General features: G+C 54.7%; 18 protein-coding genes, 4 tRNA genes, 3 rRNA genes and 1 riboswitch. Of the genes, 5 read left to right on the top strand and 20 right to left on the bottom strand.

The features are described from left to right. Positions 1-155: 155 nt before the first annotated feature. Positions 156-1,046 (top strand): HTH-type transcriptional activator IlvY, encoded by an 891-nt coding sequence (gene ilvY, locus EAE_RS07860; RefSeq protein ID WP_015703964.1) that lies wholly within the window; start codon positions 156-158, stop codon positions 1,044-1,046. Here ilvY and ilvA read toward each other — a convergent pair. The 6 genes from ilvA to ilvL form a co-directional block, all read right to left on the bottom strand. Beyond that, complete coding sequence (ilvA, locus tag EAE_RS07855) at positions 1,043-2,587, bottom strand: threonine ammonia-lyase, biosynthetic (protein WP_015368895.1); 1,545 nt, start codon at positions 2,585-2,587, stop codon at positions 1,043-1,045. The two genes, ilvY and ilvA, sit on opposite strands and share 4 nt — an antisense overlap. 2 nt (positions 2,588-2,589) lie before the next feature. Continuing rightward, entirely contained in the window at positions 2,590-4,440 is a 1,851-nt protein-coding gene (gene ilvD, locus EAE_RS07850) for a dihydroxy-acid dehydratase (RefSeq protein WP_015703963.1), read from the bottom strand. 60 nt (positions 4,441-4,500) lie between these two features. After that, positions 4,501-5,430 (bottom strand): branched-chain amino acid transaminase, encoded by a 930-nt coding sequence (locus EAE_RS07845; RefSeq protein ID WP_008807980.1) that lies wholly within the window; start codon positions 5,428-5,430, stop codon positions 4,501-4,503. A gap of 19 nt (positions 5,431-5,449) precedes the next feature. Then, positions 5,450-5,707: an acetolactate synthase 2 small subunit gene (ilvM, locus tag EAE_RS07840; protein WP_015368897.1), complete on the bottom strand. Its 258-nt coding sequence runs from the start codon at positions 5,705-5,707 to the stop codon at positions 5,450-5,452. Continuing rightward, the gene (gene ilvG, locus EAE_RS07835) at positions 5,704-7,350 is read right to left on the bottom strand and encodes an acetolactate synthase 2 catalytic subunit (protein ID WP_015703962.1); all 1,647 of its coding nucleotides are present in this window, start codon (positions 7,348-7,350) and stop codon (positions 5,704-5,706) included. Before ilvG ends, ilvM begins: the two co-directional genes overlap by 4 nt. A gap of 140 nt (positions 7,351-7,490) precedes the next feature. Further along, positions 7,491-7,589: an ilv operon leader peptide gene (ilvL, locus tag EAE_RS07830; RefSeq protein WP_001311244.1), complete on the bottom strand. Its 99-nt coding sequence runs from the start codon at positions 7,587-7,589 to the stop codon at positions 7,491-7,493. A 353-nt stretch (positions 7,590-7,942) separates the two neighbouring features. Here ilvL and EAE_RS07825 point away from each other — a divergent pair, with 353 nt between their 5' ends. Further along, positions 7,943-9,463: a YifB family Mg chelatase-like AAA ATPase gene (locus EAE_RS07825; protein ID WP_015703961.1), complete on the top strand. Its 1,521-nt coding sequence runs from the start codon at positions 7,943-7,945 to the stop codon at positions 9,461-9,463. Positions 9,464-9,486: 23 nt separating this feature from the next. On the opposite strand, the gene EAE_RS07820 is transcribed toward EAE_RS07825, so the two are convergent. Beyond that, entirely contained in the window at positions 9,487-9,825 is a 339-nt protein-coding gene (locus EAE_RS07820; RefSeq protein WP_015368901.1) for a MaoP family protein, read from the bottom strand. Between the two features lie 118 nt (positions 9,826-9,943). Here EAE_RS07820 and hdfR point away from each other — a divergent pair, with 118 nt between their 5' ends. Beyond that, a complete protein-coding gene (hdfR, locus tag EAE_RS07815; protein ID WP_015703960.1) occupies positions 9,944-10,765 on the top strand; it encodes an HTH-type transcriptional regulator HdfR in 822 nt (273 codons plus the stop codon). Positions 10,766-10,867: 102 nt separating this feature from the next. Here the strand turns inward: hdfR and EAE_RS07810 are convergent. The 9 genes from EAE_RS07810 to btuB all read right to left on the bottom strand — a co-directional run bounded on the left by EAE_RS07810 (position 10,868) and on the right by btuB (position 19,398). Further along, a tRNA-Trp gene (locus EAE_RS07810) sits at positions 10,868-10,943 on the bottom strand. A 52-nt stretch (positions 10,944-10,995) separates the two neighbouring features. Next, positions 10,996-11,072: transfer RNA gene (locus tag EAE_RS07805), tRNA-Asp, on the bottom strand. A gap of 56 nt (positions 11,073-11,128) precedes the next feature. Beyond that, positions 11,129-11,244: ribosomal RNA gene (gene rrf / locus EAE_RS07800) — 5S ribosomal RNA — on the bottom strand. Positions 11,245-11,433: 189 nt separating this feature from the next. After that, positions 11,434-14,338, bottom strand: a 23S ribosomal RNA gene (locus EAE_RS07795). Between the two features lie 176 nt (positions 14,339-14,514). Continuing rightward, a tRNA-Ala gene (locus EAE_RS07790) sits at positions 14,515-14,590 on the bottom strand. Positions 14,591-14,697: 107 nt separating this feature from the next. Then, a tRNA-Ile gene (locus tag EAE_RS07785) sits at positions 14,698-14,774 on the bottom strand. A 71-nt stretch (positions 14,775-14,845) separates the two neighbouring features. Beyond that, positions 14,846-16,385 (bottom strand): 16S ribosomal RNA (locus EAE_RS07780). The 16S, 23S and 5S rRNA genes sit together here with 4 tRNA genes alongside, the layout of an rRNA operon. 369 nt (positions 16,386-16,754) lie before the next feature. Then, the gene (gene murI / locus EAE_RS07775; protein ID WP_015703959.1) at positions 16,755-17,606 is read right to left on the bottom strand and encodes a glutamate racemase; all 852 of its coding nucleotides are present in this window, start codon (positions 17,604-17,606) and stop codon (positions 16,755-16,757) included. Further along, complete coding sequence (gene btuB / locus EAE_RS07770; RefSeq protein WP_015703958.1) at positions 17,551-19,398, bottom strand: TonB-dependent vitamin B12 receptor BtuB; 1,848 nt, start codon at positions 19,396-19,398, stop codon at positions 17,551-17,553. Before btuB ends, murI begins: the two co-directional genes overlap by 56 nt. A gap of 65 nt (positions 19,399-19,463) precedes the next feature. Then, a riboswitch (cobalamin riboswitch) is annotated at positions 19,464-19,651 on the bottom strand. Positions 19,652-19,766: 115 nt separating this feature from the next. Between btuB and trmA the strand changes: the two genes are divergently transcribed. Beyond that, the gene (gene trmA, locus EAE_RS07765) at positions 19,767-20,867 is read left to right on the top strand and encodes a tRNA (uridine(54)-C5)-methyltransferase TrmA (RefSeq protein ID WP_015368905.1); all 1,101 of its coding nucleotides are present in this window, start codon (positions 19,767-19,769) and stop codon (positions 20,865-20,867) included. A gap of 52 nt (positions 20,868-20,919) precedes the next feature. Here the strand turns inward: trmA and EAE_RS07760 are convergent, their stop codons facing one another. Beyond that, positions 20,920-21,279, bottom strand: coding sequence for a YijD family membrane protein (locus EAE_RS07760; protein WP_015703957.1), 360 nt, complete (start codon positions 21,277-21,279; stop codon positions 20,920-20,922). A gap of 15 nt (positions 21,280-21,294) precedes the next feature. Beyond that, positions 21,295-21,930: an HTH-type transcriptional repressor FabR gene (fabR, locus tag EAE_RS07755; RefSeq protein WP_015368907.1), complete on the bottom strand. Its 636-nt coding sequence runs from the start codon at positions 21,928-21,930 to the stop codon at positions 21,295-21,297. Between the two features lie 196 nt (positions 21,931-22,126). Between fabR and sthA the strand changes: the two genes are divergently transcribed. Continuing rightward, positions 22,127-23,527 carry a Si-specific NAD(P)(+) transhydrogenase gene (gene sthA / locus EAE_RS07750; RefSeq protein ID WP_015368908.1) on the top strand — a complete coding sequence of 467 codons (1,401 nt, stop codon included), beginning with the start codon at positions 22,127-22,129 and terminating at the stop codon, positions 23,525-23,527. Here sthA and oxyR read toward each other — a convergent pair. Together oxyR and argH are read right to left on the bottom strand one after the other, a co-directional pair. Next, positions 23,510-24,427 (bottom strand): DNA-binding transcriptional regulator OxyR, encoded by a 918-nt coding sequence (gene oxyR, locus EAE_RS07745; protein WP_015368909.1) that lies wholly within the window; start codon positions 24,425-24,427, stop codon positions 23,510-23,512. The genes sthA and oxyR overlap by 18 nt on opposite strands. Positions 24,428-24,679: 252 nt before the next feature. After that, positions 24,680-26,053 carry an argininosuccinate lyase gene (gene argH / locus EAE_RS07740; protein ID WP_015368911.1) on the bottom strand — a complete coding sequence of 458 codons (1,374 nt, stop codon included), beginning with the start codon at positions 26,051-26,053 and terminating at the stop codon, positions 24,680-24,682. Positions 26,054-26,153: the final 100 nt, after the last annotated feature.

The following is a 26,153-nucleotide window of genomic DNA, read 5'->3' as shown; positions in this document are numbered from 1 at the left end:
GGTGATACCTCGTGATGTTGTGTTGTCGTGCTTATTGTTCGGTTCGCGTTTTGCGAGAATGAACCCACTATATGACAGGAATTTCGTTGCGAAAATTGATATATTCACAACATCACATTGCAATAACTGCAACGTTATTCTCAGGGGATTGAGCCATGGATTTACGCGATCTGAAAACCTTTCTGCATCTGGCGGAAAGCCGCCATTTTGGCCGCAGCGCGCGGGCTATGCACGTCAGTCCCTCCACGCTTTCGCGGCAGATTCAACGCCTGGAAGAGGACCTCGGCCAGCCGCTGTTCGTTCGCGATAATCGCACCGTAACCCTAACCGAGGCCGGCGAAGAACTCCGCACCTTTGCCCAGCAGACTTTATTGCAGTATCAGCAACTGCGCCACGCCATCGACCAGCAGGGGCCGTCGCTCTCCGGCGAGCTACATATTTTCTGCTCCGTGACCGCCGCTTACAGTCACTTGCCGCCGATTCTCGATCGCTTTCGCGCCGCGCATCCCTCAGTAGAGATAAAGTTATCGACCGGCGACGCCGCTGATGCGATGGAAAAAGTGGTCACTGGAGAAGCCGATCTGGCCATTGCCGGTAAGCCGGAGACGCTGCCGGGCTCGGTGGCGTTTTCGATGCTGGAAAATCTTGCGGTGGTGCTGATTGCCCCGGCGTTGCCCTGCCCGGTGCGCAATCAGGTCACGGTCGAGCATCCCGACTGGGCAACGGTGCCGTTTATCATGGCCGATCAGGGCCCGGTGCGCCGCCGCATCGAGCTGTGGTTCCGTCGCCATAAAATCAGCAATCCATCCATTTACGCCACCGTTGGCGGCCATGAAGCCATGGTATCTATGGTCGCCCTCGGCTGCGGCGTGGCGCTACTGCCGGAAGTGGTGCTGGAAAACAGCCCCGAGCCGGTCCGCAATCGCGTGATGATCCTCGATCGCAGCGATGAGAAGACGCCATTTGAGCTGGGCGTCTGCGCACAAAAAAAGCGGCTGTACGAGCCGCTTATTGATGCGTTCTGGAAAATCCTGCCTAACCACTAGCCCGCGAGGAAAAAGCGGAACGCCGGGTTATGGGTTTCGTCATGACACTCGTAGCCCAGTTCATTAAGACGGGTTTCGAAGTCCGGCTCATGCTCGCCAAGCTCAAACGCCGCCAGAACGCGGCCAAAATCGGTGCCGTGGCTACGATAGTGGAACAGCGAAATATTCCAGTGGGTGCCGAGGGTGTGCAGAAACTTGAGCAGCGCGCCTGGTGATTCCGGGAACTCGAAGCTAAACAGGCGCTCCTGCAGCGGTTTAGACGGCCGTCCGCCGACCATATAACGCACGTGCAGTTTCGCCATTTCGTCATCGGAAAGATCGACCACGCTGTAGCCGCCTTCGCTCAGTAAATCGAGGATCTCTTTACGCTCATCCAGCCCGCGGCTCAGCCGCACGCCAACGAAAATACAGGCATCTTTGGCATCGGCAAAACGGTAGTTGAACTCGGTGACTGAACGGCCACCCAGTAGCTGGCAGAACTTAAGAAAACTCCCCTTCTCCTCCGGTATCGTCACCGCCAGCAGCGCTTCGCGCTGCTCCCCGAGCTCGCAACGCTCAGAAACGTAACGTAGTCCGTGGAAGTTAACGTTGGCGCCGGACAGGATGTGAGCCAGACGCTCGCCGCGGATGTTATGCTGGGCGATATACTTTTTCATCCCCGCCAGCGCCAGCGCGCCGGAGGGCTCCGCTACCGCCCGCACATCTTCGAACAGATCTTTCATCGCCGCGCAGATAGCATCGCTATCGACGGTGATGATGTCGTCCAGATACTCCTGGCATACACGGAACGTTTCATCGCCGATGCGCTTCACCGCCACGCCTTCAGCGAACAAACCGACGCGCGGCAGATCCACCGGGTGACCGGCATCCAGCGCCGCTTTCAGACACGCCGAATCTTCCGCTTCCACCGCTATCACTTTAATCTGCGGCATCAGCTGCTTGATAAGCACCGCCACGCCTGCCGCCAAACCGCCGCCGCCAACCGGGACGAATACGCGGTCAATGTGGGCATCCTGCTGCAGCAGCTCCAGCGCCAGCGTTCCCTGACCGGCGATGACCATCGGGTGATCGAACGGCGGCACCCAGGTAAACCCCTGCTGCTGCGCCAGCTCAATCGCGCGGGCTTTCGCTTCGTCAAAGTTGGCGCCGTGTAGTAGCACTTCGCCGCCAAAGCCGCGAACGGCATCGACTTTGATATCGGCGGTCGCTACCGGCATCACGATCAGCGCCTTAACACCCAGCCGGGAGGCAGAGAACGCCACGCCCTGCGCATGATTACCCGCCGAAGCGGTGATCACGCCATTTGATTTTTGTTCCGCCGTCAGGCCGGACATCATCGCGTAGGCGCCGCGCAGCTTAAAGCTATGCACCGGCTGGCGGTCTTCGCGTTTCACCAGAATAACGTTATCCAGCCGCGAAGAGAGCTTATCCATTTTTTGCAGCGGCGTTTTCTGTACCGCTTCATAAACCGGCGCGCGCAGTACCGCCCGGAGATACTCCGCCCCCTCAGGGGCGGCGGATAGGGGTTGCGACTCGGCCATGATTAACCCCCAAGTTTTGATTTATCGCGCACGGCGCCCTTGTCGGCACTGGTCGCGAGGCTGGCGTAAGCGCGCAGCGCGAAGGAGACCTGGCGCTCGCGGTCTTTCGGCGTCCACGCCTTATCGCCACGCGCTTCTTGCGCTTCGCGACGGGCGGCGATTTCGGCATCGCTGAGCTGCAGCTGAATACCGCGGTTCGGAATATCGATAGCAATCATGTCGCCATCTTCGATGATCGCGATGTTGCCGCCGCTCGCGGCTTCCGGCGATACGTGGCCGATGGAAAGCCCGGATGTGCCGCCGGAGAAACGGCCATCGGTGATCAACGCGCACGCTTTGCCAAGCCCCATGGACTTCAGGAAAGTGGTCGGATAGAGCATCTCCTGCATTCCTGGCCCGCCTTTCGGCCCTTCATAGCGAATAACCACGACGTCGCCTTCCACGACTTTGCCGCCGAGGATGGCCTCAACCGCTTCATCCTGGCTTTCATAAACTTTCGCCGGGCCGGTAAATTTCAGGATGCTATCGTCCACGCCGGCGGTTTTGACGATACAGCCGTTTTCGGCAAAGTTGCCGTACAGGACCGCCAGGCCACCGTCTTTACTGTAGGCATGTTCCAGAGAACGGATACATCCCTCGGCGCGGTCGTCATCCAGCGTATCCCAGCGGCAGTCCTGCGAGAACGCCTGGGTGGTACGGATCCCCGCCGGGCCGGCGCGGAACATTTTTTTCACCGCGTCGTCCTGGGTCACCATCACATCGTACTGTTCCAGGGTCTGCGACAGGGTCAGGCCAAGGACGTTTTTGACATCACGGTTGAGTAAACCGGCGCGATCCAGTTCGCCGAGGATCCCCAGCACGCCGCCGGCGCGGTGCACGTCTTCCATATGGTATTTCTGCGTACTCGGCGCCACTTTGCACAGCTGCGGCACTTTGCGGGACAGCTTGTCGATATCACTCATGGTGAAGTCGATTTCAGCTTCCTGCGCCGCCGCCAGCAGATGCAGTACGGTATTGGTTGAGCCGCCCATTGCGATATCGAGAGTCATGGCGTTTTCAAATGCCGCCTTGCTGGCGATATTGCGCGGCAGAGCGGAGGCGTCGTCCTGCTCGTAGTAGCGTTTAGTCAGTTCAACGATACGTTTACCGGCGTTGAGGAACAGCGCTTTACGGTCGGCATGGGTCGCCAGCAGAGAACCATTACCCGGCTGCGACAGGCCTAATGCTTCGGTCAGGCAGTTCATTGAGTTCGCGGTGAACATCCCCGAGCACGAACCGCAGGTCGGACAGGCGGAACGCTCCACCTGTTCGCTCTGATCGTCAGAGACTTTCGGGTCTGCCCCCTGGATCATGGCATCAACCAGATCCAACTTGATGATTTTGTCAGACAGCTTGGTTTTCCCGGCTTCCATCGGACCGCCGGAGACAAAGATCACCGGAATATTCAAACGCAGGGAGGCCATCAGCATCCCCGGGGTGATTTTGTCGCAGTTAGAGATACAGACCATAGCATCGGCGCAGTGGGCGTTAACCATGTACTCGACTGAATCGGCGATGAGCTCGCGGGATGGCAGTGAATAGAGCATACCCCCGTGCCCCATGGCGATCCCATCATCCACCGCGATGGTGTTGAATTCTTTAGCAACGCCGCCAGCAGCTTCAATTTGCTCGGCAACCAGTTTGCCGAGATCGCGCAGATGCACGTGCCCTGGTACAAACTGGGTAAAGGAGTTAACAACGGCGATGATCGGTTTGCCGAAATCGGCATCGGTCATCCCGGTTGCGCGCCACAGCGCGCGGGCGCCCGCCATATTGCGGCCATGTGTGGTGGTGGCGGAACGGTACTTAGGCATGCTCTTTTTACTCCCATCTCTGTTTATGCAATGGGACGGTGCGTGCCGTCCCATTTTTAATCACTTACTTACCGGATCCAGCCAGCCCCATTTATCTTCCGTTTCACCGGTGAAGAGGCCAAAGAAGGCTTCCTGAATGCGTTTGGTCACCGGGCCACGGCGGCCTGCGCCAACCTGGATACCGTCAACGCTGCGTACCGGCGTGATTTCCGCAGCGGTACCGGACATGAACACTTCATCCGCCAGGTACAGAGATTCGCGGGACAGCACCTGCTCGCGGACTTCGATACCGAGATCTTTCGCCAGTTTGATGATGGCGTCGCGGGTGATACCCGGCAGCGCGGAAGAGGTAAACGGCGGAGTAAACAGCACGCCATCTTTCACCTCAAACAGGTTTTCGCCTGCGCCTTCGGAGATATAGCCGTTAACGTCCAGCGCGATACCTTCCTGATAACCGTGACGACGCGCTTCGCTGCCGACCAGCAGAGAGGAGAGATAGTTGCCGCCCGCTTTCGCTGCGGTTGGGATGGTGTTTGGCGCCGCGCGGTTCCAGGAAGAAACCATCGCATCGATCCCCTGCTCCAGCGCTTCTGCGCCAAGGTATGCACCCCACGGGAACGCCGCGATGATAACGTCGGTTTTATAGCCGTCCGGCGGGTTAACGCCCATGCCAACATCGCCAACAAACACCAGCGGACGGATATAAGCGCTGGTCAGTTTATTGGTACGGATAACTTCGCGGCAGGCTTCCATCAGCTCGTCAACGCTCTGAGAAACCGGGAAACGGTAGATTTTTGCTGAATCATGCAGACGCTGCATGTGTTCACGATGGCGGAACACCACTGGCCCTTTGTGAGAATCGTAGCAGCGGATACCTTCGAATACCGAAGTCCCGTAGTGCAACGCGTGGGACATGACGTGTACTTTCGCCTCGCCCCATGGGGTCATCTCGCCATTGAACCAAATGTAATCAGCTTTCTTCGTCGTCATTGTTTTTATTCCTCTGCGCTCAGGCGCGGATTTGTTGTGATGTGGGTTGCTGGATCTCGACGCAGGCGACGTCGACCAGTTTGCGTAACTGACTAAACAGTAATTCGACGGGCCGCTGGCTGGCAACGGTCAGCTCGATATTTATGTTTTGCGCATCCGACGCGGTTTCCATATTCATTGAGCAAATTTGAAAACCGCGATGGCGCACCACGCGCAGCACGCGTTCTAAGGTTTCGGGGTTGAAGCGAGCCTGTAAAGCGACCTGATGTTGCATCATGATAATTTCTCCAGCATTTCTGCATTACTGGCGCCGGGCGGCACCAACGGCCAGACATTCTCAAGTTCATCGATTGAGACATGAAGCAGGTATGGCCCCTGGCTCGAAAGCATGGTGTCGAGTGCCGCTTCAACCTGGTCTTTACGGGTGATGTGCTGGCCTGGAATGCCAAAAGCGTTGGCCAGCGTAAGAAAATCAGGATTATCGGTAAGCGTGGTTTCGCTGTAACGCTCCTGGAAAAACAGCTGCTGCCACTGGCGAACCATGCCTAAACGTTGGTTATCCAGCAGCACGATTTTCAACGGTAATTGCTTGCGCTTAACGGTGCCCAGCTCCTGCACGTTCATCATGAAAGAGCCATCGCCGGAGATACAGATAACCGTATCGTCCGGGCGAGCCACCTGCGCGCCAACGGCTGCCGGCAGACCAAAACCCATGGTGCCGAGGCCGCTGGAAGTGATGAAGTTTTCCGGGCGGGTATAGGTCATGTGCTGGGCCGACCACATTTGGTGCTGGCCGACATCGGTCGTCACGACGCAATCCGCCGGTTTGCGATCGGAAAGCTGCTTGAGCAACAGCGGCGCGTAGATTGCCTCGCCGGGATGATCGTAACGCCAGGCGTGCTCCGCGCGCAGCTGCGCGTTGTGCTCGCGCCACGCATCGATGGCCAACGGCTGCTGCAACGCCGGCAGCATGGCGTTTAAATCTCCGGTTAAGGCGACGTGCGCCTGGCGCAGTTTGTTCAGCTCAGCCGGGTCAATATCCATATGGATTACTTTGGCGTGCGGGGCAAAGGTATTCAGCTTGCCGGTAACCCGGTCATCAAAACGGGCGCCGACGGCGATTAATAAATCGCACTCCTGCACCGCCAGGTTTGCTGCCTTGGTTCCGTGCATACCCAGCATGCCAAGGTAATACGGATAATCCGCGGCGACGGCACCCAACCCTTTCAGGGTGCAGGTTACCGGCATCTGCGTCACCGCCAGAAATTCGCGCACGGCCGGTACCGCCTGTGCCATTCCAACACCGCCGCCCACGTACAGCATTGGCTTGTGGGACTGCGCAAGCATCGCTAACGCCTGCTCGACTTGTGTGTGCGGGAACTCAACATCATCAGGGACGGTGGAGAAATGCGGATCTAATTCGCCTTTAGCCAACTGGATATCTTTTGGAATATCAACCAGTACCGGGCCAGGACGGCCTGAGTTTGCCACCTGGAAAGCTTCCGCAATGACGCGCGGCAGCTCTTCCAACGACTGCACGAGGAAACTGTGTTTGGTGCAGGCCAGCGACAAACCAAGAACGTCCACTTCCTGAAAAGCATCGGTGCCGATAAACGGCGCCGCCACTTGACCGGTGATGGCGACAACAGGTACAGAATCAAGTAACGCGTCAGCCAAACCGGTGATCAGGTTGGTGGCGCCAGGGCCGGAAGTGGCGATGCAAACACCAGTTTTGCCGGTCGCGCGGGCATAACCGATGGCGGCCATTGCGGCGCCTTGCTCGTGCCGACACAGCAGGTGTTCCACGCCGCCGTCATACAAAGCATCGTAAACCGGCATAATCGCGCCACCCGGATAGCCAAATACCGTGTCGACTCCCTGTGTTCGCAAAGCATGTACCACCCACTGCGCCCCGTTCATAGTTACTTCCCCGTCATAGATCGGGAGAAACAGAATTTTATGCTAAAACTCATCTTCTGCTCCTCGCTTATGTTTTTTAAGTTATAAAAAAACCCCCGGACCTTTCGGTGCGGGGGTCTTAGTTCGTTAAGGCTTGATTTCTAAGCCTTTCCTCGTCCAAGTGCAGCCCCGCACGGTGGGATAATAATCACCACCACGCTAATCACGACCAGGCTAATCACTCGTAGAAGGGCTGTCATTTTCTGTTCTTTCTGGCTTCTTGTTCGAAGGAATACCTAAAGAGTTACCACAGACATCACATTAAGCACAAGATTTTTTTATGTTCCATTTTCTGATCTTGCTAACGATTTTTATTAAACCAGTTGTTTTTAAAAAGAAAAAATAAAATGAAAAAAATTCAGCTTATTCTCGCGTTTGCATCCGTGTTTTACGGCATTAAAACGGCGTCATGACGGATTTGCGCATGCCCTCCCAAGATAATAAAAATGCAAAACTTTGCAGACAATTGTCTGGAACAGGCGTCGTAAAGTTAAATATTCCCAGGTTCATGAAACTCTATGAATAGACATAATCATTCCGCTCAGGAGGCGTTATGTCACTCGCAATTGTCTATACCCGCGCGGCGCTCGGGGTCAGCGCGCCGCTAATTACCGTCGAAGTCCATATCAGCAACGGACTACCCGGTTTGACGATGGTCGGTCTGCCGGAAACCACGGTAAAGGAAGCCCGCGATCGGGTACGTAGCGCCATTATTAACAGCGGCTACAGCTTTCCGGCAAAGAAGATAACCATAAACCTTGCCCCAGCCGATCTGCCGAAAGAGGGCGGGAGATATGATTTACCTATCGCTCTCGCGCTCCTGGTCGCTTCGCAGCAGCTTGCCGCCCCGAAACTTAATCAGTATGAGTTTATTGGCGAATTAGCGCTTACAGGCGCGTTACGCGGCGTTCCTGGGGCAATATCCAGCGCTATGGAAGCGATAAAAGTCGGGAGGCAGATTGTCGTTGCTGGAGATAACGCCGAAGAGGTCGGCTTGATTAACGGCAATGAGTGCCTTATAGCAGGGCACCTGCAGGAAGTCTGTGCGTTTCTGGAAGGGAAACATACTCTGCAGCCGCCGACTGGTGAAATAACTGCGGGAGAGGACGATTATGACGATCTCGGCGATGTCATTGGCCAACAGCAGGGAAAACGCGCGCTGGAGATAGTCGCAGCTGGCGGTCACAATTTACTCTTGATGGGTCCACCTGGTACGGGGAAGACGATGCTCGCCAGCCGTTTGCCGGGGCTTTTACCGCCACTAAGCAACCAGGAAGCGCTGGAAAGCGCGGCTATCCTCAGCCTCGTCAATGCTCATTACGTTACGCGTCAGTGGCGTCGGCGGCCTTTTCGCGCCCCTCACCACAGCGCTTCGCTAACGGCGATGGTCGGCGGCGGCTCAATCCCTGCCCCGGGGGAGATCTCCCTGGCGCATAACGGTATTCTGTTTCTTGATGAACTACCTGAATTCGAGCGTCGGGTTCTGGATGCACTACGAGAGCCCATTGAATCAGGAAAAATTCATCTTTCCCGCACTCGGGCTAAGATTGACTATCCTGCGCGATTTCAGTTGATTGCCGCCATGAATCCCAGCCCAACAGGACATTACCAGGGTCAGCATAATCGGGCCACACCGGAACAGACCCTGCGCTACCTGGGCCGATTGTCAGGGCCATTTCTCGACCGCTTCGATCTCTCGCTTGAGATTCCACTCCCTCCACCGGGCGTATTAAGCCGGGGTGGCGTTGGCGAAGAGCGAAGCGCCACCATTCGTCTACGGGTATTCGCGGCGCGCGACAGACAGCTCGCACGGCAGAATAAACTTAATGCACAATTGGACAGCGGGGAGATAAAAGTCTGGTGCAAGCTGAAAGAAGACGACGCGATATGGCTGGAACAGACGCTCTCACTATTAGGGCTTTCAATCCGCGCATGGCAACGTTTACTGAAAGTTGCGCGTACTATCGCCGATCTTAATGAGGATAGGGATATCGAACGTCATCATTTGCAGGAGGCGATAAGCTACCGGGCTATCGACCGTATGTTAAATCACCTGCAGACGCTGATGGCATAAAAAAAGGGCTTTCGCCCTTTTTTTTAATCGTCGCTTTCAGTGTAGTCTTCAGCGCCTTCAACCTGCGGCTTACCGCCAGATAAGGTGTGAAAACGCTTCGGACGTTTGATTCGCGCCATATACTTAATCCAAACGCGTTCCGCTTCGGTCACCGGCTCACGTTCGCCGTGGCATACCGCAACGAATTGTTTTTCATCTTCGGTAACAGGCTCGCGTTTGCCCAATTCCAGCTCATTAAAGGCGTAACCATGACGTTCAAGCAGTTGCGCCTCTTTGATGGTGAAATCACCGTGACGGGAGAACCCGCGTGGATAATTTTTATTGTCGAAAAAACGATTAGTCGTCGTAAAGCTTTCCGCCATCCTACACGCTCCTGATTCTTTGGCCGAGCTATTTATGGCGCGGAGTATTAGTTACGCTTGACAGAGCGTCAAACAAAACATTTAAATCATCACGACAAATAATTTTGCGGAGAAGAGTGTGGACACGGAATTGCTCAAAACTTTCCTTGAAGTGAGCAGAACTCGCCACTTTGGGCGGGCAGCGGAAGCGCTTTATTTAACACAATCAGCGGTTAGCTTCCGCATTCGTCAGTTGGAGAACCAGCTGGGCGTAAATTTATTCACCCGCCATCGTAACAATATTCGCCTGACGTCAGCCGGTGAGAAACTGTTGCCCTATGCCGAAACGTTGATGAATACCTGGCAGGCCGCGCGTAAGGAGGTCGCCCACTCTTCTCGCCATAATGAGTTTTCGATCGGTGCCAGCGCGTCGCTATGGGAATGCCTATTGAACGGTTGGCTGGGGACGCTCTACAAAGATCCCTATAATCTGCAATTTGAGGCGCGGATAGCTCAACGCCAGTCATTAGTGAAGCAGTTGCATGAACGCCAGCTCGATCTCCTGATCACCACAGAATCACCGAAGATGGATGAATTAAGCAGCCAGTTATTGGGTCATTTCACCCTGGCGCTCTATTGTGCCGCGCCGGGAAAAAATAAGAATGATTTGAACTACCTGCGGCTGGAATGGGGACCGGACTTCCAGCAAAACGAAGTGGGTTTGATCGGCAGCGATGATGTACCGCTACTGACGACGAGCTCCGCAGAACTGGCTTATCAACAGCTCACTACCTTGAATGGTTGTACCTGGTTACCCGTTAGTTGGGCACAGCAGAAAACTGGCCTGCACACGGTGACCGATAGCGCGACCCTTTCACGTCCTCTGTATGCCATTTGGCTACAAAATAGCGATAAGCAGGCACATATTCGCGAGATCCTGAAAAGCAGCATCCTGGAATAGCGATCTGACTCCATGGATGGAGTGGCTAAAAAACTGGAAAGGCAGAGTGATGGGAGAAATTAAAGACAAAAAAAATCCTTTGCCGAAGCAAAGGATTATATATGGCAGGGGCGGAGAGACTCGAACTCGCGACACCCGGTTTTGGAGACCGGTGCTCTACCAACTGAGCTACGCCCCTAAATCTTTCTCGCTATTAAGCCCGCTAATATAGCAGGCTTAATATAAATAAGTGGCGGAACGGACGGGACTCGAACCCGCGACCCCCTGCGTGACAGGCAGGTATTCTAACCGACTGAACTACCGCTCCACCGAATTTTTTCTACATCTACCGGTTTAATGCCCCGGTTTTACTGCAAATTTGATGCCTGGCAGTTCCCTACTCTCACATGGGGAGACCCCACACTACCATCGGCGCTACGGCGTTTCACTTCTGAGTTCGGCATGGGGTCAGGTGGGACCACCGCGCTATTGCCGCCAGGCAAATTCTTTGTGCTCGTCCTGTGTCTTTTGCGCTCATACTGCGTTGGCTGCTCTCGCGAATGTCAGTCACATACTTCAGTATGCTCCTTCCATCGCTTCGTTTGCCGCCTTGTCTCAGCGCAAAATCCTTCGGACTCTGAATCTAAGCTGAAAATCGTCTCAAATCGCCAAAACACCTTCGGCGTTGTAAGGTTAAGCCTCACGGTTCATTAGTATCGGTTAGCTCAACGTATCGCTACGCTTACACACCCGACCTATCAACGTCATCGTCTTTAACGTTCCTTCAGGAGACTTAAAGTCTCAGGGAGAACTCATCTCGGGGCAAGTTTCGTGCTTAGATGCTTTCAGCACTTATCTCTTCCGCATTTAGCTACCGGGCAATGCCATTGGCATGACAACCCGAACACCAGTGATGCGTCCACTCCGGTCCTCTCGTACTAGGAGCAGCCCCCCTCAATTCTCCAGCGCCCACGGCAGATAGGGACCGAACTGTCTCACGACGTTCTAAACCCAGCTCGCGTACCACTTTAAATGGCGAACAGCCATACCCTTGGGACCTACTTCAGCCCCAGGATGTGATGAGCCGACATCGAGGTGCCAAACACCGCCGTCGATATGAACTCTTGGGCGGTATCAGCCTGTTATCCCCGGAGTACCTTTTATCCGTTGAGCGATGGCCCTTCCATTCAGAACCACCGGATCACTATGACCTGCTTTCGCACCTGCTCGCGCCGTCACGCTCGCAGTCAAGCTAGCTTATGCCATTGCACTAACCTCCTGATGTCCGACCAGGATTAGCTAACCTTCGTGCTCCTCCGTTACTCTTTGGGAGGAGACCGCCCCAGTCAAACTACCCACCAGACACTGTCCGCAACCCCGATTAGGGGCCAACGTTAGAACATCAAACATTAAAGGGTGGTATTTCAAGGTTGGCTCCACGCAGACTGGCGTCCACGCTTCAAAGCCTCCCACCTATCCTACACATCAAGGCTCAATGTTCAGTGTCAAGCTATAGTAAAGGTTCACGGGGTCTTTCCGTCTTGCCGCGGGTACACTGCATCTTCACAGCGAGTTCAATTTCACTGAGTCTCGGGTGGAGACAGCCTGGCCATCATTACGCCATTCGTGCAGGTCGGAACTTACCCGACAAGGAATTTCGCTACCTTAGGACCGTTATAGTTACGGCCGCCGTTTACCGGGGCTTCGATCAAGAGCTTCTCCTTACGGATAACCCCATCAATTAACCTTCCGGCACCGGGCAGGCGTCACACCGTATACGTCCACTTTCGTGTTTGCACAGTGCTGTGTTTTTAATAAACAGTTGCAGCCAGCTGGTATCTTCGACTGATTTCAGCTCCACCCGCAGGGGCTTCACCTACATATCAGCGTGCCTTCTCCCGAAGTTACGGCACCATTTTGCCTAGTTCCTTCACCCGAGTTCTCTCAAGCGCCTTGGTATTCTCTACCTGACCACCTGTGTCGGTTTGGGGTACGATTCAATGTTACCTGATGCTTAGAGGCTTTTCCTGGAAGCAGGGCATTTGTTACTTCAGCACCGTAGTGCCTCGTCATCACACCTCAGCGTTAAAAGGTACCGGATTTACCTGGAACCTCCGCCTACATGCTTAAACCGGGACAACCGTCGCCCGGCTAACATAGCCTTCTCCGTCCCCCCTTCGCAGTAACACCAAGTACAGGAATATTAACCTGTTTCCCATCGACTACGCCTTTCGGCCTCGCCTTAGGGGTCGACTCACCCTGCCCCGATTAACGTTGGACAGGAACCCTTGGTCTTCCGGCGTGCGGGCTTTTCACCCGCATTATCGTTACTTATGTCAGCATTCGCACTTCTGATACCTCCAGCAACCCTCACAGGCCACCTTCGCAGGCTTACAGAACGCTCCCCTACCCAACAACACATAGTGTCGCTGCCGCAGCTTCGGTGCACAGTTTAGCCCCGTTACATCTTCCGCGCAGGCCGACTCGACCAGTGAGCTATTACGCTTTCTTTAAATGATGGCTGCTTCTAAGCCAACATCCTGGCTGTCTGTGCCTTCCCACATCGTTTCCCACTTAACTGTGACTTTGGGACCTTAGCTGGCGGTCTGGGTTGTTTCCCTCTTCACGACGGACGTTAGCACCCGCCGTGTGTCTCCCGTGATAACATTCTTCGGTATTCGTAGTTTGCATCGGGTTGGTAAGTCGGGATGACCCCCTAGCCGAAACAGTGCTCTACCCCCGAAGATGAATTCACGAGGCGCTACCTAAATAGCTTTCGGGGAGAACCAGCTATCTCCCGGTTTGATTGGCCTTTCACCCCCAGCCACAAGTCATCCGCTAATTTTTCAACATTAGTCGGTTCGGTCCTCCAGTTAGTGTTACCCAACCTTCAACCTGCCCATGGCTAGATCACCGGGTTTCGGGTCTATACCCTGCAACTTAACGCCCAGTTAAGACTCGGTTTCCCTGCGGCTCCCCTATACGGTTAACCTTGCTACAGAATATAAGTCGCTGACCCATTATACAAAAGGTACGCAGTCACACCATAAAGGTGCTCCCACTGCTTGTACGTACACGGTTTCAGGTTCTTTTTCACTCCCCTCGCCGGGGTTCTTTTCGCCTTTCCCTCACGGTACTGGTTCACTATCGGTCAGTCAGGAGTATTTAGCCTTGGAGGATGGTCCCCCCATATTCAGACAGGATACCACGTGTCCCGCCCTACTCTTCGAGTTCACAGCCTGTGCATTTTGGTGTACGGGACTATCACCCTGTACCGTCGGACTTTCCAGACCGTTCCACTAACACACAAGCTGATTCAGACTCTGGGCTGCTCCCCGTTCGCTCGCCGCTACTGGGGGAATCTCGGTTGATTTCTTTTCCTCGGGGTACTTAGATGTTTCAGTTCCCCCGGTTCGCCTCGTTAACCTATGTATTCAGTTAACGATAGTGCAACGAATTGCACTGGGTTTCCCCATTCGGACATCGCCGGCTGTAACGGTTCATATCACCTTACCGACGCTTTTCGCAGATTAGCACGTCCTTCATCGCCTCTGACTGCCAGGGCATCCACCGTGTACGCTTAGTCGCTTAACCTCACAACCCGAAGATGTTTCGTAAAACACCCACGTGTCGCGAAAATTTGAGAGACTCGAACACACATTGACTGTGTGTCGTTTCAATTTTCAGCTTGATCCAGATTTTTAAAGAGCAAAACTTCGCAGTGAACCTTTTCAGGTACACTCTGAAGTTTTCTGTTTTTGCAGTAAGGATGGTGGAGCTATGCGGGATCGAACCGCAGACCTCCTGCGTGCAAAGCAGGCGCTCTCCCAGCTGAGCTATAGCCCCATCGAATGAATCTCTTTTAACCTTTAATTCGTTTTCGGGCGCGGCGTGGTGAAGCGAAGCATACTGAAGTATGCGAGCTTTGCCACAACAAAGCACGAGAGCGAATTTGGTAGGCCTGAGTGGACTTGAACCACCGACCTCACCCTTATCAGGGGTGCGCTCTAACCACCTGAGCTACAAGCCTGCAGAGATTACTTACTGCTGTATTTTCATCAGACAATCTGTGTGAGCACTACAAAGGCAGGTTCTTTAAGGTAAGGAGGTGATCCAACCGCAGGTTCCCCTACGGTTACCTTGTTACGACTTCACCCCAGTCATGAATCACAAAGTGGTAAGCGCCCTCCCGAAGGTTAAGCTACCTACTTCTTTTGCAACCCACTCCCATGGTGTGACGGGCGGTGTGTACAAGGCCCGGGAACGTATTCACCGTAGCATTCTGATCTACGATTACTAGCGATTCCGACTTCATGGAGTCGAGTTGCAGACTCCAATCCGGACTACGACATACTTTATGAGGTCCGCTTGCTCTCGCGAGGTCGCTTCTCTTTGTATATGCCATTGTAGCACGTGTGTAGCCCTACTCGTAAGGGCCATGATGACTTGACGTCATCCCCACCTTCCTCCAGTTTATCACTGGCAGTCTCCTTTGAGTTCCCGGCCGGACCGCTGGCAACAAAGGATAAGGGTTGCGCTCGTTGCGGGACTTAACCCAACATTTCACAACACGAGCTGACGACAGCCATGCAGCACCTGTCTCAGAGTTCCCGAAGGCACCAAAGCATCTCTGCTAAGTTCTCTGGATGTCAAGAGTAGGTAAGGTTCTTCGCGTTGCATCGAATTAAACCACATGCTCCACCGCTTGTGCGGGCCCCCGTCAATTCATTTGAGTTTTAACCTTGCGGCCGTACTCCCCAGGCGGTCGACTTAACGCGTTAGCTCCGGAAGCCACGCCTCAAGGGCACAACCTCCAAGTCGACATCGTTTACGGCGTGGACTACCAGGGTATCTAATCCTGTTTGCTCCCCACGCTTTCGCACCTGAGCGTCAGTCTTTGTCCAGGGGGCCGCCTTCGCCACCGGTATTCCTCCAGATCTCTACGCATTTCACCGCTACACCTGGAATTCTACCCCCCTCTACAAGACTCTAGCCTGCCAGTTTCGAATGCAGTTCCCAGGTTGAGCCCGGGGATTTCACATCCGACTTGACAGACCGCCTGCGTGCGCTTTACGCCCAGTAATTCCGATTAACGCTTGCACCCTCCGTATTACCGCGGCTGCTGGCACGGAGTTAGCCGGTGCTTCTTCTGCGAGTAACGTCAATCGCCAAGGTTATTAACCTTAACGCCTTCCTCCTCGCTGAAAGTACTTTACAACCCGAAGGCCTTCTTCATACACGCGGCATGGCTGCATCAGGCTTGCGCCCATTGTGCAATATTCCCCACTGCTGCCTCCCGTAGGAGTCTGGACCGTGTCTCAGTTCCAGTGTGGCTGGTCATCCTCTCAGACCAGCTAGGGATCGTCGCCTAGGTGAGCCATTACCCCACCTACTAGCTAATCCCATCTGGGCACATCTGATGGCATGAGGCCCGAAGGTCCCCCACTTTGGTCTTGCGACGTTATGCGGTATTAGCTACCGTTTCCAGTAGTTATCCCCCTCCATCAGGCAGTTTCCCAGACATTACTCACCCGTCCGCCGCTCGTCACCCGAGAGCAAGCTCTCTGTGTTACCGCTCGACTTGCATGTGTTAGGCCTGCCGCCAGCGTTCAATCTGAGCCATGATCAAACTCTTCAATTTAAGTTTGATGCTCGTGAATTAAACTTCGTAATGAATTACGCATGTTCACTCAGAGACTTGGTATTCATTTTTCGTCCGAGGACGTTAAGAATCCATGTCACTTTGAGTGCCCACACAGATTGTCTGATAAATTGTTAAAGAGCAGTTGCGACGCGCTTTTTCGCTGCGGCGCGGGGTGTGCATATTACGCTTTCCCGCCTCAGAGTCAACCCTGAATTTCAGAATTTTTCTCTTCAACCGAACCGGCTGTTTGTGTGAAGTGATTCACATCCGCCGTGTCGTGGAGGCGCATTATAGGGAGTTCTGAGACGTTGACAAGCCCTGTTTTCAAAAAACTTTTCAACCGTCTTTTTTTTGCGCAAAACGCCTTTAAAGCGGTAGTTTTTCCAGCGTTTCAAAGCCATAACGCTGTAAAACGGGTAAAAGCTGTTCAGTATCCGGGGTAATCGCCATGCAAAAAGCCTTATTGGCATCATTCGATTTGGCATCCGGCGCTTCATGCTCCAGCAACCAGGCGGTACGTCGAGCAATCGCCGCGCCGGAATCAATAAACCGCGTACCTTCCGGCATGACCTGTTGCAGTTCTTCCGCCAGTAGCGGGAAGTGCGTACAACCTAATACGACCGTATCGGGCGGCTCCTGCATCCGTAGCCACGGGCGCAGAATTCGACGCAGCTCTTCCAACGGTACCGCTTCGCCGTGCAGCTTCGCCTCTGCCAGTTCCACCAGCTCAGCGGAACCCAGCATTTCGATGCGGCATTCATTGGCAAAGCGGTCAATGAGTTCACGGGTATAAGGACGCTTGACGGTTCCGCGTGTCGCCAGCAGGCCGACAATACCGTTCGCCGTTAAGCGCGCGGCAGGCTTAATCGCCGGCACGACGCCTACCACCGGGAAAGCGAACTTTTCACGTAGGGCTGGCAGGGAAACGGTACTGGCGGTATTACAGGCGATGACCGCCAGCGCCAGAGGATAGCGTTGCTGAACGGCAGTCACGATTTCAACAACACGCTCAACGATAAACTCTTCGCTCTTCTCGCCATAGGGGAAGGCAACGTTATCGAAAGCATAAATATAATGTAGATCCGGCAACAGCTGCCGAATCTCGTTATATACCGACAACCCACCGACGCCGGAATCAAACACCAGCACGGTGGGACGTGGATCAGAAGGTGTAGCTGCCAGACAAGGTGTATTCCCGTCCTGCAGTTTGGTAGCCATATACTGTCTCGTAATCTTTATCGAACAGGTTGGCTATTTTACCACGAACTGTGAGATGTGAGGTGACTGGATACGAAACTGCGAGATCCCACAAGCTTACACCGCCCAACTTAACGCTCTCAGGCGCATAGGTTACCGGGTCGTAAGTGTTGTCATAACGGGTGCCAAGATAGTGATAGGTCACCCCCCAGTCGAAATCATAAACCTGCCAGTCCAACTGGTATTTCACCTGCTGTTTTGCCCGGCGCACCAGCAGCTCGTTGGTTTTCGCATCACGCGCATCGACATAGTCATAGCTGATGCTGTGCGCCAGCGGCCCGGTATCAAACGACGCCGTCGCTTCAATACCTTTAATACGCGCCTTGCCGACGTTATAATATTTCATCAACTGCGAGTCGTAGTCGATCAGATTATTGATGTCGTTACGATATCCGGACAGGCGCCATGTCACCCCAGACGTCAGGCCTTCAAAGGCCCCTTCCCACTGCTTGCTCTCTTCCGGGTCGAGATTCTGATTACCGTAGAAGCCGTACAGCTGGCCGAGATTCGGCGCTTTGTAGGCGGTACCATAAGAGGCGATAAAGCGATAGCCGTCGATAAATTCCCACGCGGCGCTGCTCTGCCAGGTACCATGCTGGCCAAACTGCGAGTTATCATCACTACGCGCCGCCCCTTCCAGGGTGAAATCGCCCAACTTTTGCAAGCCGGTGATAAACAGGCCGGTATTACGGATTTCATAGCCATCGGTCACATAGTTCGTGCCAGGCTCGGTGGTTTGTTTTTGCCAGTCAATTCCAGCGCCAACGTTGCCGTGGCCAACATCGACCGTGTTCGCCCACTGCACATTGTACTGTTTCACTTCATCCAGCGTCGCCGAGGTGTCATAGCGCCCCAGTCGCGGATCGTAATTGTAGTCCTTGCTGTGGCTATAGCTGGAAGTCAGCTGCGAGTGGAAGATATCCTGATTAAAACGCAGGCCGGCATCCCAGGTCTGGCTATACAACTGGCGAGTATCGACTAATACGCCGCCATAAGGAGAGCCGTCGTAGGCCGTCCGGTTGTCATAGCCGTACCCACGCACAAAGCCACTCCACTCATTGGAGAAGCTATGCTCCAGCGCGCCGTAGATCGTTTTGCTCATAAAGCCATCGCGATCCGGCTGGCGAACGCCGCCGGTATTGCCTTCGGCGACAACATCAAAGCCTTTGGTATAGGTATAGTCGCCCGCCAGGGTGACGCGGGTATGTCCGCCGAAAGTCTGCTGCGTGCTGCCGCCGTAGTTCTGGTAGCCATTTGAACCCACGCCGGCATTGAGCGTGGTGCCGTCCTGGTCGCGAGTGGTAATAATGTTCACCACCCCGCCGATCGCATCTGAGCCGTAGATCGCCGAGCGCGGGCCACGAACGTATTCAATGCGCTGTACCAGAGCGATAGGGAACTGGCTTAAGTCGGAAGAGCCGCTGACGCCCGCCTGATTCAGACGTACGCCATCCACCAGGATTAAGACATGGCTGGAGTTGGTGCCGCGTACGAAAAGAGAGCTCTGCTGCCCCATGCCGCCGTTTTGCGCGATGTCCACGCCCGGCAGGCGGCGCATCACATCGGTGAGAGAGGTTGACTGCCAGCGATCGATATCCTGCCGCGTCACCACGCTCACCGGCGCCAGCACGGTCTCGATAGGTTGCGCCACACGGTTTGCCGTCACCACTAACGTATTTGAATTGCTGTCCTGCGCCCAGCCGGAAAATGCCGTGACGGATAAAGCCGTCATCAGCGAAGCTTTTTTAATCATTGTAAAAGCATCCATAATATAGAGAGGATGCCGCCGGCTCTATCAGTAGCTCGCGATGATAGAAACCAAATGCGACGTATCCGGCAGGTCTTCGGGCTTGGAGGCTGCTTTAAGAAATAATGACTTCCCACGGCTAACCGCAGTGTCTGCACCGAGTGCGCTTATTTCTCGCCTTTCCTTACCGCTGCGCGTCAGCTCCAGATTCGCACTGGATTCCCTATTAACTCAGAGGACCGGTTGCAAGATGCTACAATTAGAAACATATAGATGTCCAGACTGCTATAACGATATTTCATCCGCAACCAGGGCTGGACATCCCCAATGCTTTCCCTACAATCCCCGCGTACTTATTTTATTCAGGATGCATCATGACCCCCGAACACCTTCCTACCGAGCAATACGAAGCGCAACTGGCAGAAAAAGTCGTCCGTTTGCAGAAAATGATGGCCCCTTTTGCCGCGCCGGTTCCGGAGGTGTTTCGTTCGCCGGTCAGCCACTACCGGATGCGCGCTGAATTTCGCCTGTGGCACGACGGCGACGATCTCTATCACATCATCTTCGATCAGCAGACCAAGTCGCGTATTCGCGTCGATACCTTCCCGGCCGCCAGCGAGCTCATCAACCAGCTGATGCCGGCAATGCTCGATGGCGTGCGCCATAACCCGGTCCTGCGCCATAAGCTTTTCCAGATTGATTATCTGACGACCATGAGCAACCAGGCCATCGTCTCGCTGCTCTATCACAAAAAGCTCGACGACGAGTGGCGCCAGCAGGCGGAAGCGCTACGCGATGCCCTACGCGCGCAAAATCTCAACGTGCAGCTGATAGGCCGCGCCACTAAAACCAAAATCGAGCTCGATAGGGATTATGTCGATGAACGTCTGCCGGTTGGCGGGCGCGAAATGATCTATCGTCAGGTGGAAAACAGCTTTACCCAACCAAACGCGGCGATGAATATTCAGATGCTGGAGTGGGCGCTGGACGTCACCAAAGGTTCCACCGGCGATCTGCTGGAGCTCTACTGCGGCAACGGCAACTTCTCGCTGGCGCTGGCGCGTAACTTCGATCGCGTGCTGGCGACGGAAATCGCTAAACCGTCAGTCGCCTCCGCGCAATACAATATTGCCGCCAACCATATCGATAACGTGCAAATTATCCGTATGGCGGCGGAAGAATTTACTCAGGCGATGAACGGCGTGCGGGAGTTTAACCGCCTGCAGGGTATCGATCTGCAAAGCTATCAGTGCGAAACCATTTTTGTCGATCCGCCGCGCAGCGGGCTGGATAGCGAGACGGAAAAAATGGTCCAGGCCTATCCACGAATTCTCTATATCTCCTGCAACCCGGAAACGCTGTGCCAGAACCTGGAAACCCTCAGCCAGACGCACAATGTCACCCGCCTGGCGCTATTCGATCAGTTCCCGTATACCCACCATATGGAATGCGGCGTACTGTTAACGAAGAAATAAACGCATAAAAAAACCCGGCGAACGCAACGTTGCCGGGTTATTGCCTGGCGGATTACTCCGCCGCGGTATCTTTGCGGTTGCGCATCTTGTAACCGATCCAGAACACCATCGCGACAGACAGCACCGCCGGGAAGAAGTTAGAGCCGATATCCGGATATTCTGCGCGCACCACGGTGCTATACAGCAGAACGCCGAGAATAAAGCAGGCGGCGGAAAGCCCCGGCAGCCCGACTGGCATACTGCGGTTCTGATAGCGCTGGTGCAGACAGTATACCGTCAGCAGCAGCGACAGAACCGGGAAGATGGAAAAGGGAACGATTGAGCTGAACAGCGCGACGAAGGTGCCATTAATGGACAGACCCGCGATCAGCGCCAGCAGTAGCGTACCTTTATCTTGAACTGAGTGTTTCATTGCTCGTCCTTCACGTTATTCGGAATGATGTGACATTTTTTCTTGTTCACGGCGATACCAGTAATACGCGCCTTTTGAAATCATTCTGAGCTGCAGTACCAGCCGTTCTTCCAGCTGTCGGCGCTGCTCCGGACTGACGTCCAACGCTTCCGCACCGGCGTTGAATACGATGGTGACCATAGCTTCAGCCTGCGCTTCGGTAAAGGCGCGCGGCATATGGTTTTCGAGTTCTAAATAGTCGGCAAGTTCCGCGATGAAATGCTGGATCTCGCGCGCTACAGCGGCTCGAAACGCCGCGGATGTGCCAGAACGCTCACGCAACAGCAGGCGGAAGGCGTTCGGGTTGTTACCAATAAACTCCATAAAGGTAGAGACGGAGGTGCGGATCACGCTGCCGCCTTTCGCAATGCGCTGGCGCGCCTGGCGCATCAGTTGGCGCAGCATTAGCCCGCTTTCGTCTACCATCGTCAGGCCTAACTCATCGACATCGCGAAAATGACGATAAAAGGACGTCGGCGCGATCCCTGCTTCCCGCGCAACCTCGCGCAAGCTCAGGCTGGCAAAGCTTCGCTCAGCGCTAAGTTGGCTAAATGCCGCTTCCACCAGCGAGCGGCGGGTTTTTTCTTTTTGTTGTGCTCTTACGCCCATCACGATGTATGAATCCTTCCAATAGCCCTGTCGGCACTATACCAGAGATTAAAACTAATCGGTTTGTACTGGATTGTGAATGATTGTTTATGAGCCGTTTCTGCTTTTATGCCGCAAAAAAGCACAACGATAATTGGGTTAAAGCTCGCCAAATGTTATCATCGTGTTTATTTTGTGTATAAAACAGGTGAGTAATGCCATGTCACACTCTTGGGATTATGATGCAATAGTGATTGGTTCCGGTCCTGGCGGCGAAGGCGCCGCGATGGGACTGGTGAAACAGGGAGCTCGTGTTGCCGTTATCGAGCGCTACCATAACGTCGGCGGTGGTTGTACCCACTGGGGAACCATCCCGTCAAAAGCGCTTCGCCATGCCGTCAGCCGTATTATCGAGTTTAACCAAAACCCCCTCTACAGCGACCATTCCCGTCTTCTCCGTTCTTCCTTCGCCGACATCCTCAACCATGCCGACAGCGTCATTAACCAGCAAACCCATATGCGTCAGGGTTTCTATGAGCGCAACCACTGCGAAATTCTGCAGGGCAACGCCCACTTTGTTGATGAGCACACGCTGGCGCTGGAGTGTCACGATGGCACCGTAGAAACGGTCACCGCCGAGAAATTCGTTATCGCCTGCGGCTCGCGCCCGTATCATCCGGCCGATGTCGATTTCCACCACCCGCGTATTTACGACAGCGATTCCATTCTTAGCCTGCACCACGAACCGCGCCACGTGATCATTTACGGCGCCGGGGTGATCGGCTGCGAGTACGCGTCGATCTTCCGCGGTATGGAGGTTAAGGTCGATCTGATCAATACCCGCGATCGTCTACTGGCGTTCCTCGATCAGGAGATGTCCGATTCGCTCTCCTATCACTTCTGGAACAGCGGCGTGGTTATCCGCCATAACGAAGAGTACGAGAAAATCGAAGGCGTCGATGACGGCGTGATCATGCATCTGAAGTCTGGTAAGAAGCTGAAAGCTGACTGCCTGCTGTACGCCAACGGTCGTACCGGTAACACCGATACGCTGGCGCTGGAAAATATCGGTCTGCAAACCGACAGCCGCGGCCAGCTGAAAGTAAACAGCATGTATCAGACCGCCCTACCGCACATCTATGCCGTTGGTGACGTTATCGGTTATCCAAGCCTGGCGTCAGCGGCTTACGATCAGGGACGCATCGCCGCGCAGGCGCTGATCAAAGGCGAAGCCTCCGCGCATCTGATTGAAGATATCCCGACCGGGATCTACACCATTCCGGAAATCAGCTCAGTGGGTAAAACCGAGCAGCAGCTAACCGCGATGAAGGTGCCTTATGAGGTAGGTCGCGCACAGTTTAAACATCTGGCGCGGGCGCAAATCGTCGGTATGAGCGTGGGTACGCTGAAGATTCTGTTCCATCGCGAGACGAAAGAGATCCTCGGCATCCACTGCTTTGGTGAGCGCGCGGCCGAAATTATTCATATCGGCCAGGCGATTATGGAGCAGAAAGGCGGCGGTAACACCATTGAGTACTTCGTTAACACCACCTTTAACTACCCGACCATGGCCGAAGCCTATCGGGTAGCGGCGTTAAACGGCTTAAACCGCCTCTTTTAACGCCTTATCGAAGTGGCCATCCATAGTACTGCGGATGGCCTCCGCCAGATGCTCATAGCGGCTACGCAGTGGCGAACCAGGACGATAAACCAGCCCGATGGTGCGTCTTGGTTCCGGCTTAATGCACGGAATATAGACCACGCCATCGCGTTTTCTCTCCTGCGGCACCGCCAGCGCAGGCAGCAGTGTAATACCACTTCCGGCGGCAACCATGTTGCGCAGCGTTTCAAGGCTGGTCGCGCGGAAGTGGGTATCTTCGTCCGCACCCGCTTCAAAGCAGAAGCCCATCGCCTGGTCGCGCAGACAGTGTCCGTCTTCCAGCATCAACAGCTTTTCACCCGCTAAATCCGCCATCGGCACGCGATCGCGCTCTGCCCACGGATGGTCTTCGTAGATAGCCAGCATCATCGGCTCATCGAACAGCGGCACCTCGATAAAGGCTTCACTCTCTTTGACCAGCGCGAGGATCGCGCAGTCGAGCTTACCGCTATCGAGCTGCGCCAGCAGCTGATGGGTTTGCGCCTCATGCAGATACATTTCCAGCTTCGGGAAAGTCTGATGCAGCATCGGAATTATGTGCGGCAGCAAATATGGCCCCACCGTTGGGATCAGGCCGATATGCAGCGGCCCGGACATGGTTTCCCCTTGCTGGCTTGCCATCTCCTTGAGCACTTTTACTTCGCGTAGCACGGTACGCGCCTGATCCACCAGCAGCAAACCCGCCTGAGTGAACAGAACCTTACGGCTGGTGCGCTCCAGCAACATCACCCCAAGTTCATCTTCCAGCTTGCGAATTTGTCCGCTAAGCGTAGGCTGACTGACGTGGCAGGAATCTGCCGCACGTCGGAAGTGGCGATGTTCAGCCAGCGCTACCAGGTATTCAAGATCGCGAATATTCATTATTCATCCTCCATCGCCACGATAGTCCATGGCGATAGATAGAATAGCAACGAACGATTATCCCTATCAAGTTTTCTGTTCAATAATAACCACAGAAACGAGGAGAACATCTGAAAATCATTGAGTCGCCTCACAGTTTCCCTACCCGAACAACTAAAGCCAACGTGAACTTTTGCGGACCTCGTGTCCGCTTTTTTTTTGCGTAAAAAAGCCCGGGGATTACCCAGGCTCATTCAACATCGGTGTAATCTCTTACACCAGGCGCTGTCTGGCGTCGGCAATCGCCTGCGCCACCTGCTGCGGCGAGACGCCACCTTTGGCCGCACGTTTATCAAGGCAGGACTGCAACGACAGGATCGGATAGACGTCATCGCCGATAACGCTGCTGAACTTTTGCAAGTCGCTTAACGGTAAATCTTCCAGCGCTTTGCCCTGAGCAATCGCTTCAACCACCGCTTCACCGACGATATGGTGTGCTTCGCGGAACGGAACGCCTTTTGCCACCAGGTAATCCGCCAGCTCGGTAGCGTTGGCGTAACCCTGCTGCGCCGCTTCCGCACAGCGCGGACGTTTCACCTGGATACCGTCCAGCACCAGCGCCGCCATGTGCAGGCAGTCAAGCCAGGTGTCCAGCGCATCGAACAGCCCTTCTTTGTCTTCCTGCATATCTTTGTTGTAGGCCAGCGGTAGCCCTTTCAGGGTCATCATCATGCCGGTCAGCGCGCCCTGCACGCGGCCGCATTTACCGCGGATCAGTTCCAGCGCATCCGGGTTTTTCTTCTGCGGCATCAGCGACGAGCCGGAAGTAACGCGATCAGAGAGTTCAACAAAACCCGCTTCGCCGGTATTGAAGAAAATCAGATCTTCGGCAAAACGCGACAGGTGCACCATGCCGATAGAGGCATCGGAAAGCAGTTCCAGCACGTGATCGCGATCGGAGACGCTATCGAGGCTGTTACGGGTCGCCGATGCGAAACCCAACCAACCGGCCAGCTGCTCACGGTCGATTTCATAAGCGGTTCCCGCCAGCGCGCCGCATCCCAGCGGGCTGACATCGAGGCGCTTGAGCGCGTCCTGCAGACGGCTTTCATCACGGGCCAGCATTTCAACGTAGGCCAGACACCAGTGCGCAAAAGTCACCGGCTGGGCGCGCTGCAGATGGGTATAACCCGGCATCACCGCATCCTGATTGTTGCCAGCGGTTTCCACCAGCGCGCTTTGCAGTTGGCGGGTCGCGGACAGCAACTCGGTGACGGTCTCTTTGCACCACAGCTTGAGATCGGTGGCGACCTGGTCATTACGGCTACGTCCGGTATGCAGTTTTTTGCCCAACTGGCCGACTTTATCGATCAGTTTCCCTTCGACCCAGCTATGGATATCTTCGGCATCGCTTTCAAGGATTTGCTGCGGGTTGGCGCGTACCTCTTCCAGCAAGACGTTCAGCGCCTCTTCCAGCTGCAGCTGCTCATCGGCGGTCAGTACGCCTACGGTTACCAGCGCTTTGGACCAGGCGACGGATCCCACGATATCCTGTTCCGCCAGACGATAGTCAAAGCGTAAAGAGTCGTTGAATTGTTTGAACCGCTGATCTGCTGCCTGTGTAAAACGCCCGCCCCAAAGTGCCATAACATGCTTCCTTTATTCGTGAGTTCTGCCGGGTCGCGCTGCGCTTACCCGGTCTACGGTCTTATCGCCCCGGCAAGCAACGCGCCGCCGGGCATTCAAT

The organism is Klebsiella aerogenes KCTC 2190, from assembly GCF_000215745.1.
In the GTDB taxonomy this organism is placed as follows: domain Bacteria; phylum Pseudomonadota; class Gammaproteobacteria; order Enterobacterales; family Enterobacteriaceae; genus Klebsiella; species Klebsiella aerogenes.
Note: the sequence above shows the minus strand (reverse complement) of the source record. Positions and strands in the feature narration are given on the sequence as shown.

What these genes read in the sequence shown, in the direction of transcription:
- ilvY (WP_015703964.1), top strand. Translation starts at nt 156, where the DNA reads ATGGATTTACGCGATCTGAAAACCTTTCTGCATCTGGCGGAAAGCCGC.
- ilvA (WP_015368895.1), bottom strand. Translation starts at nt 2,587, where the DNA reads ATGGCCGAGTCGCAACCCCTATCCGCCGCCCCTGAGGGGGCGGAGTAT.
- ilvD (WP_015703963.1), bottom strand. Translation starts at nt 4,440, where the DNA reads ATGCCTAAGTACCGTTCCGCCACCACCACACATGGCCGCAATATGGCG.
- EAE_RS07845 (WP_008807980.1), bottom strand. Translation starts at nt 5,430, where the DNA reads ATGACGACGAAGAAAGCTGATTACATTTGGTTCAATGGCGAGATGACC.
- ilvM (WP_015368897.1), bottom strand. Translation starts at nt 5,707, where the DNA reads ATGATGCAACATCAGGTCGCTTTACAGGCTCGCTTCAACCCCGAAACC.
- ilvG (WP_015703962.1), bottom strand. Translation starts at nt 7,350, where the DNA reads ATGAACGGGGCGCAGTGGGTGGTACATGCTTTGCGAACACAGGGAGTC.
- ilvL (WP_001311244.1), bottom strand. Translation starts at nt 7,589, where the DNA reads ATGACAGCCCTTCTACGAGTGATTAGCCTGGTCGTGATTAGCGTGGTG.
- EAE_RS07825 (WP_015703961.1), top strand. Translation starts at nt 7,943, where the DNA reads ATGTCACTCGCAATTGTCTATACCCGCGCGGCGCTCGGGGTCAGCGCG.
- EAE_RS07820 (WP_015368901.1), bottom strand. Translation starts at nt 9,825, where the DNA reads ATGGCGGAAAGCTTTACGACGACTAATCGTTTTTTCGACAATAAAAAT.
- murI (WP_015703959.1), bottom strand. Translation starts at nt 17,606, where the DNA reads ATGGCTACCAAACTGCAGGACGGGAATACACCTTGTCTGGCAGCTACA.
- btuB (WP_015703958.1), bottom strand. Translation starts at nt 19,398, where the DNA reads ATGATTAAAAAAGCTTCGCTGATGACGGCTTTATCCGTCACGGCATTT.
- trmA (WP_015368905.1), top strand. Translation starts at nt 19,767, where the DNA reads ATGACCCCCGAACACCTTCCTACCGAGCAATACGAAGCGCAACTGGCA.
- EAE_RS07760 (WP_015703957.1), bottom strand. Translation starts at nt 21,279, where the DNA reads ATGAAACACTCAGTTCAAGATAAAGGTACGCTACTGCTGGCGCTGATC.
- sthA (WP_015368908.1), top strand. Translation starts at nt 22,127, where the DNA reads ATGTCACACTCTTGGGATTATGATGCAATAGTGATTGGTTCCGGTCCT.
- oxyR (WP_015368909.1), bottom strand. Translation starts at nt 24,427, where the DNA reads ATGAATATTCGCGATCTTGAATACCTGGTAGCGCTGGCTGAACATCGC.
- argH (WP_015368911.1), bottom strand. Translation starts at nt 26,053, where the DNA reads ATGGCACTTTGGGGCGGGCGTTTTACACAGGCAGCAGATCAGCGGTTC.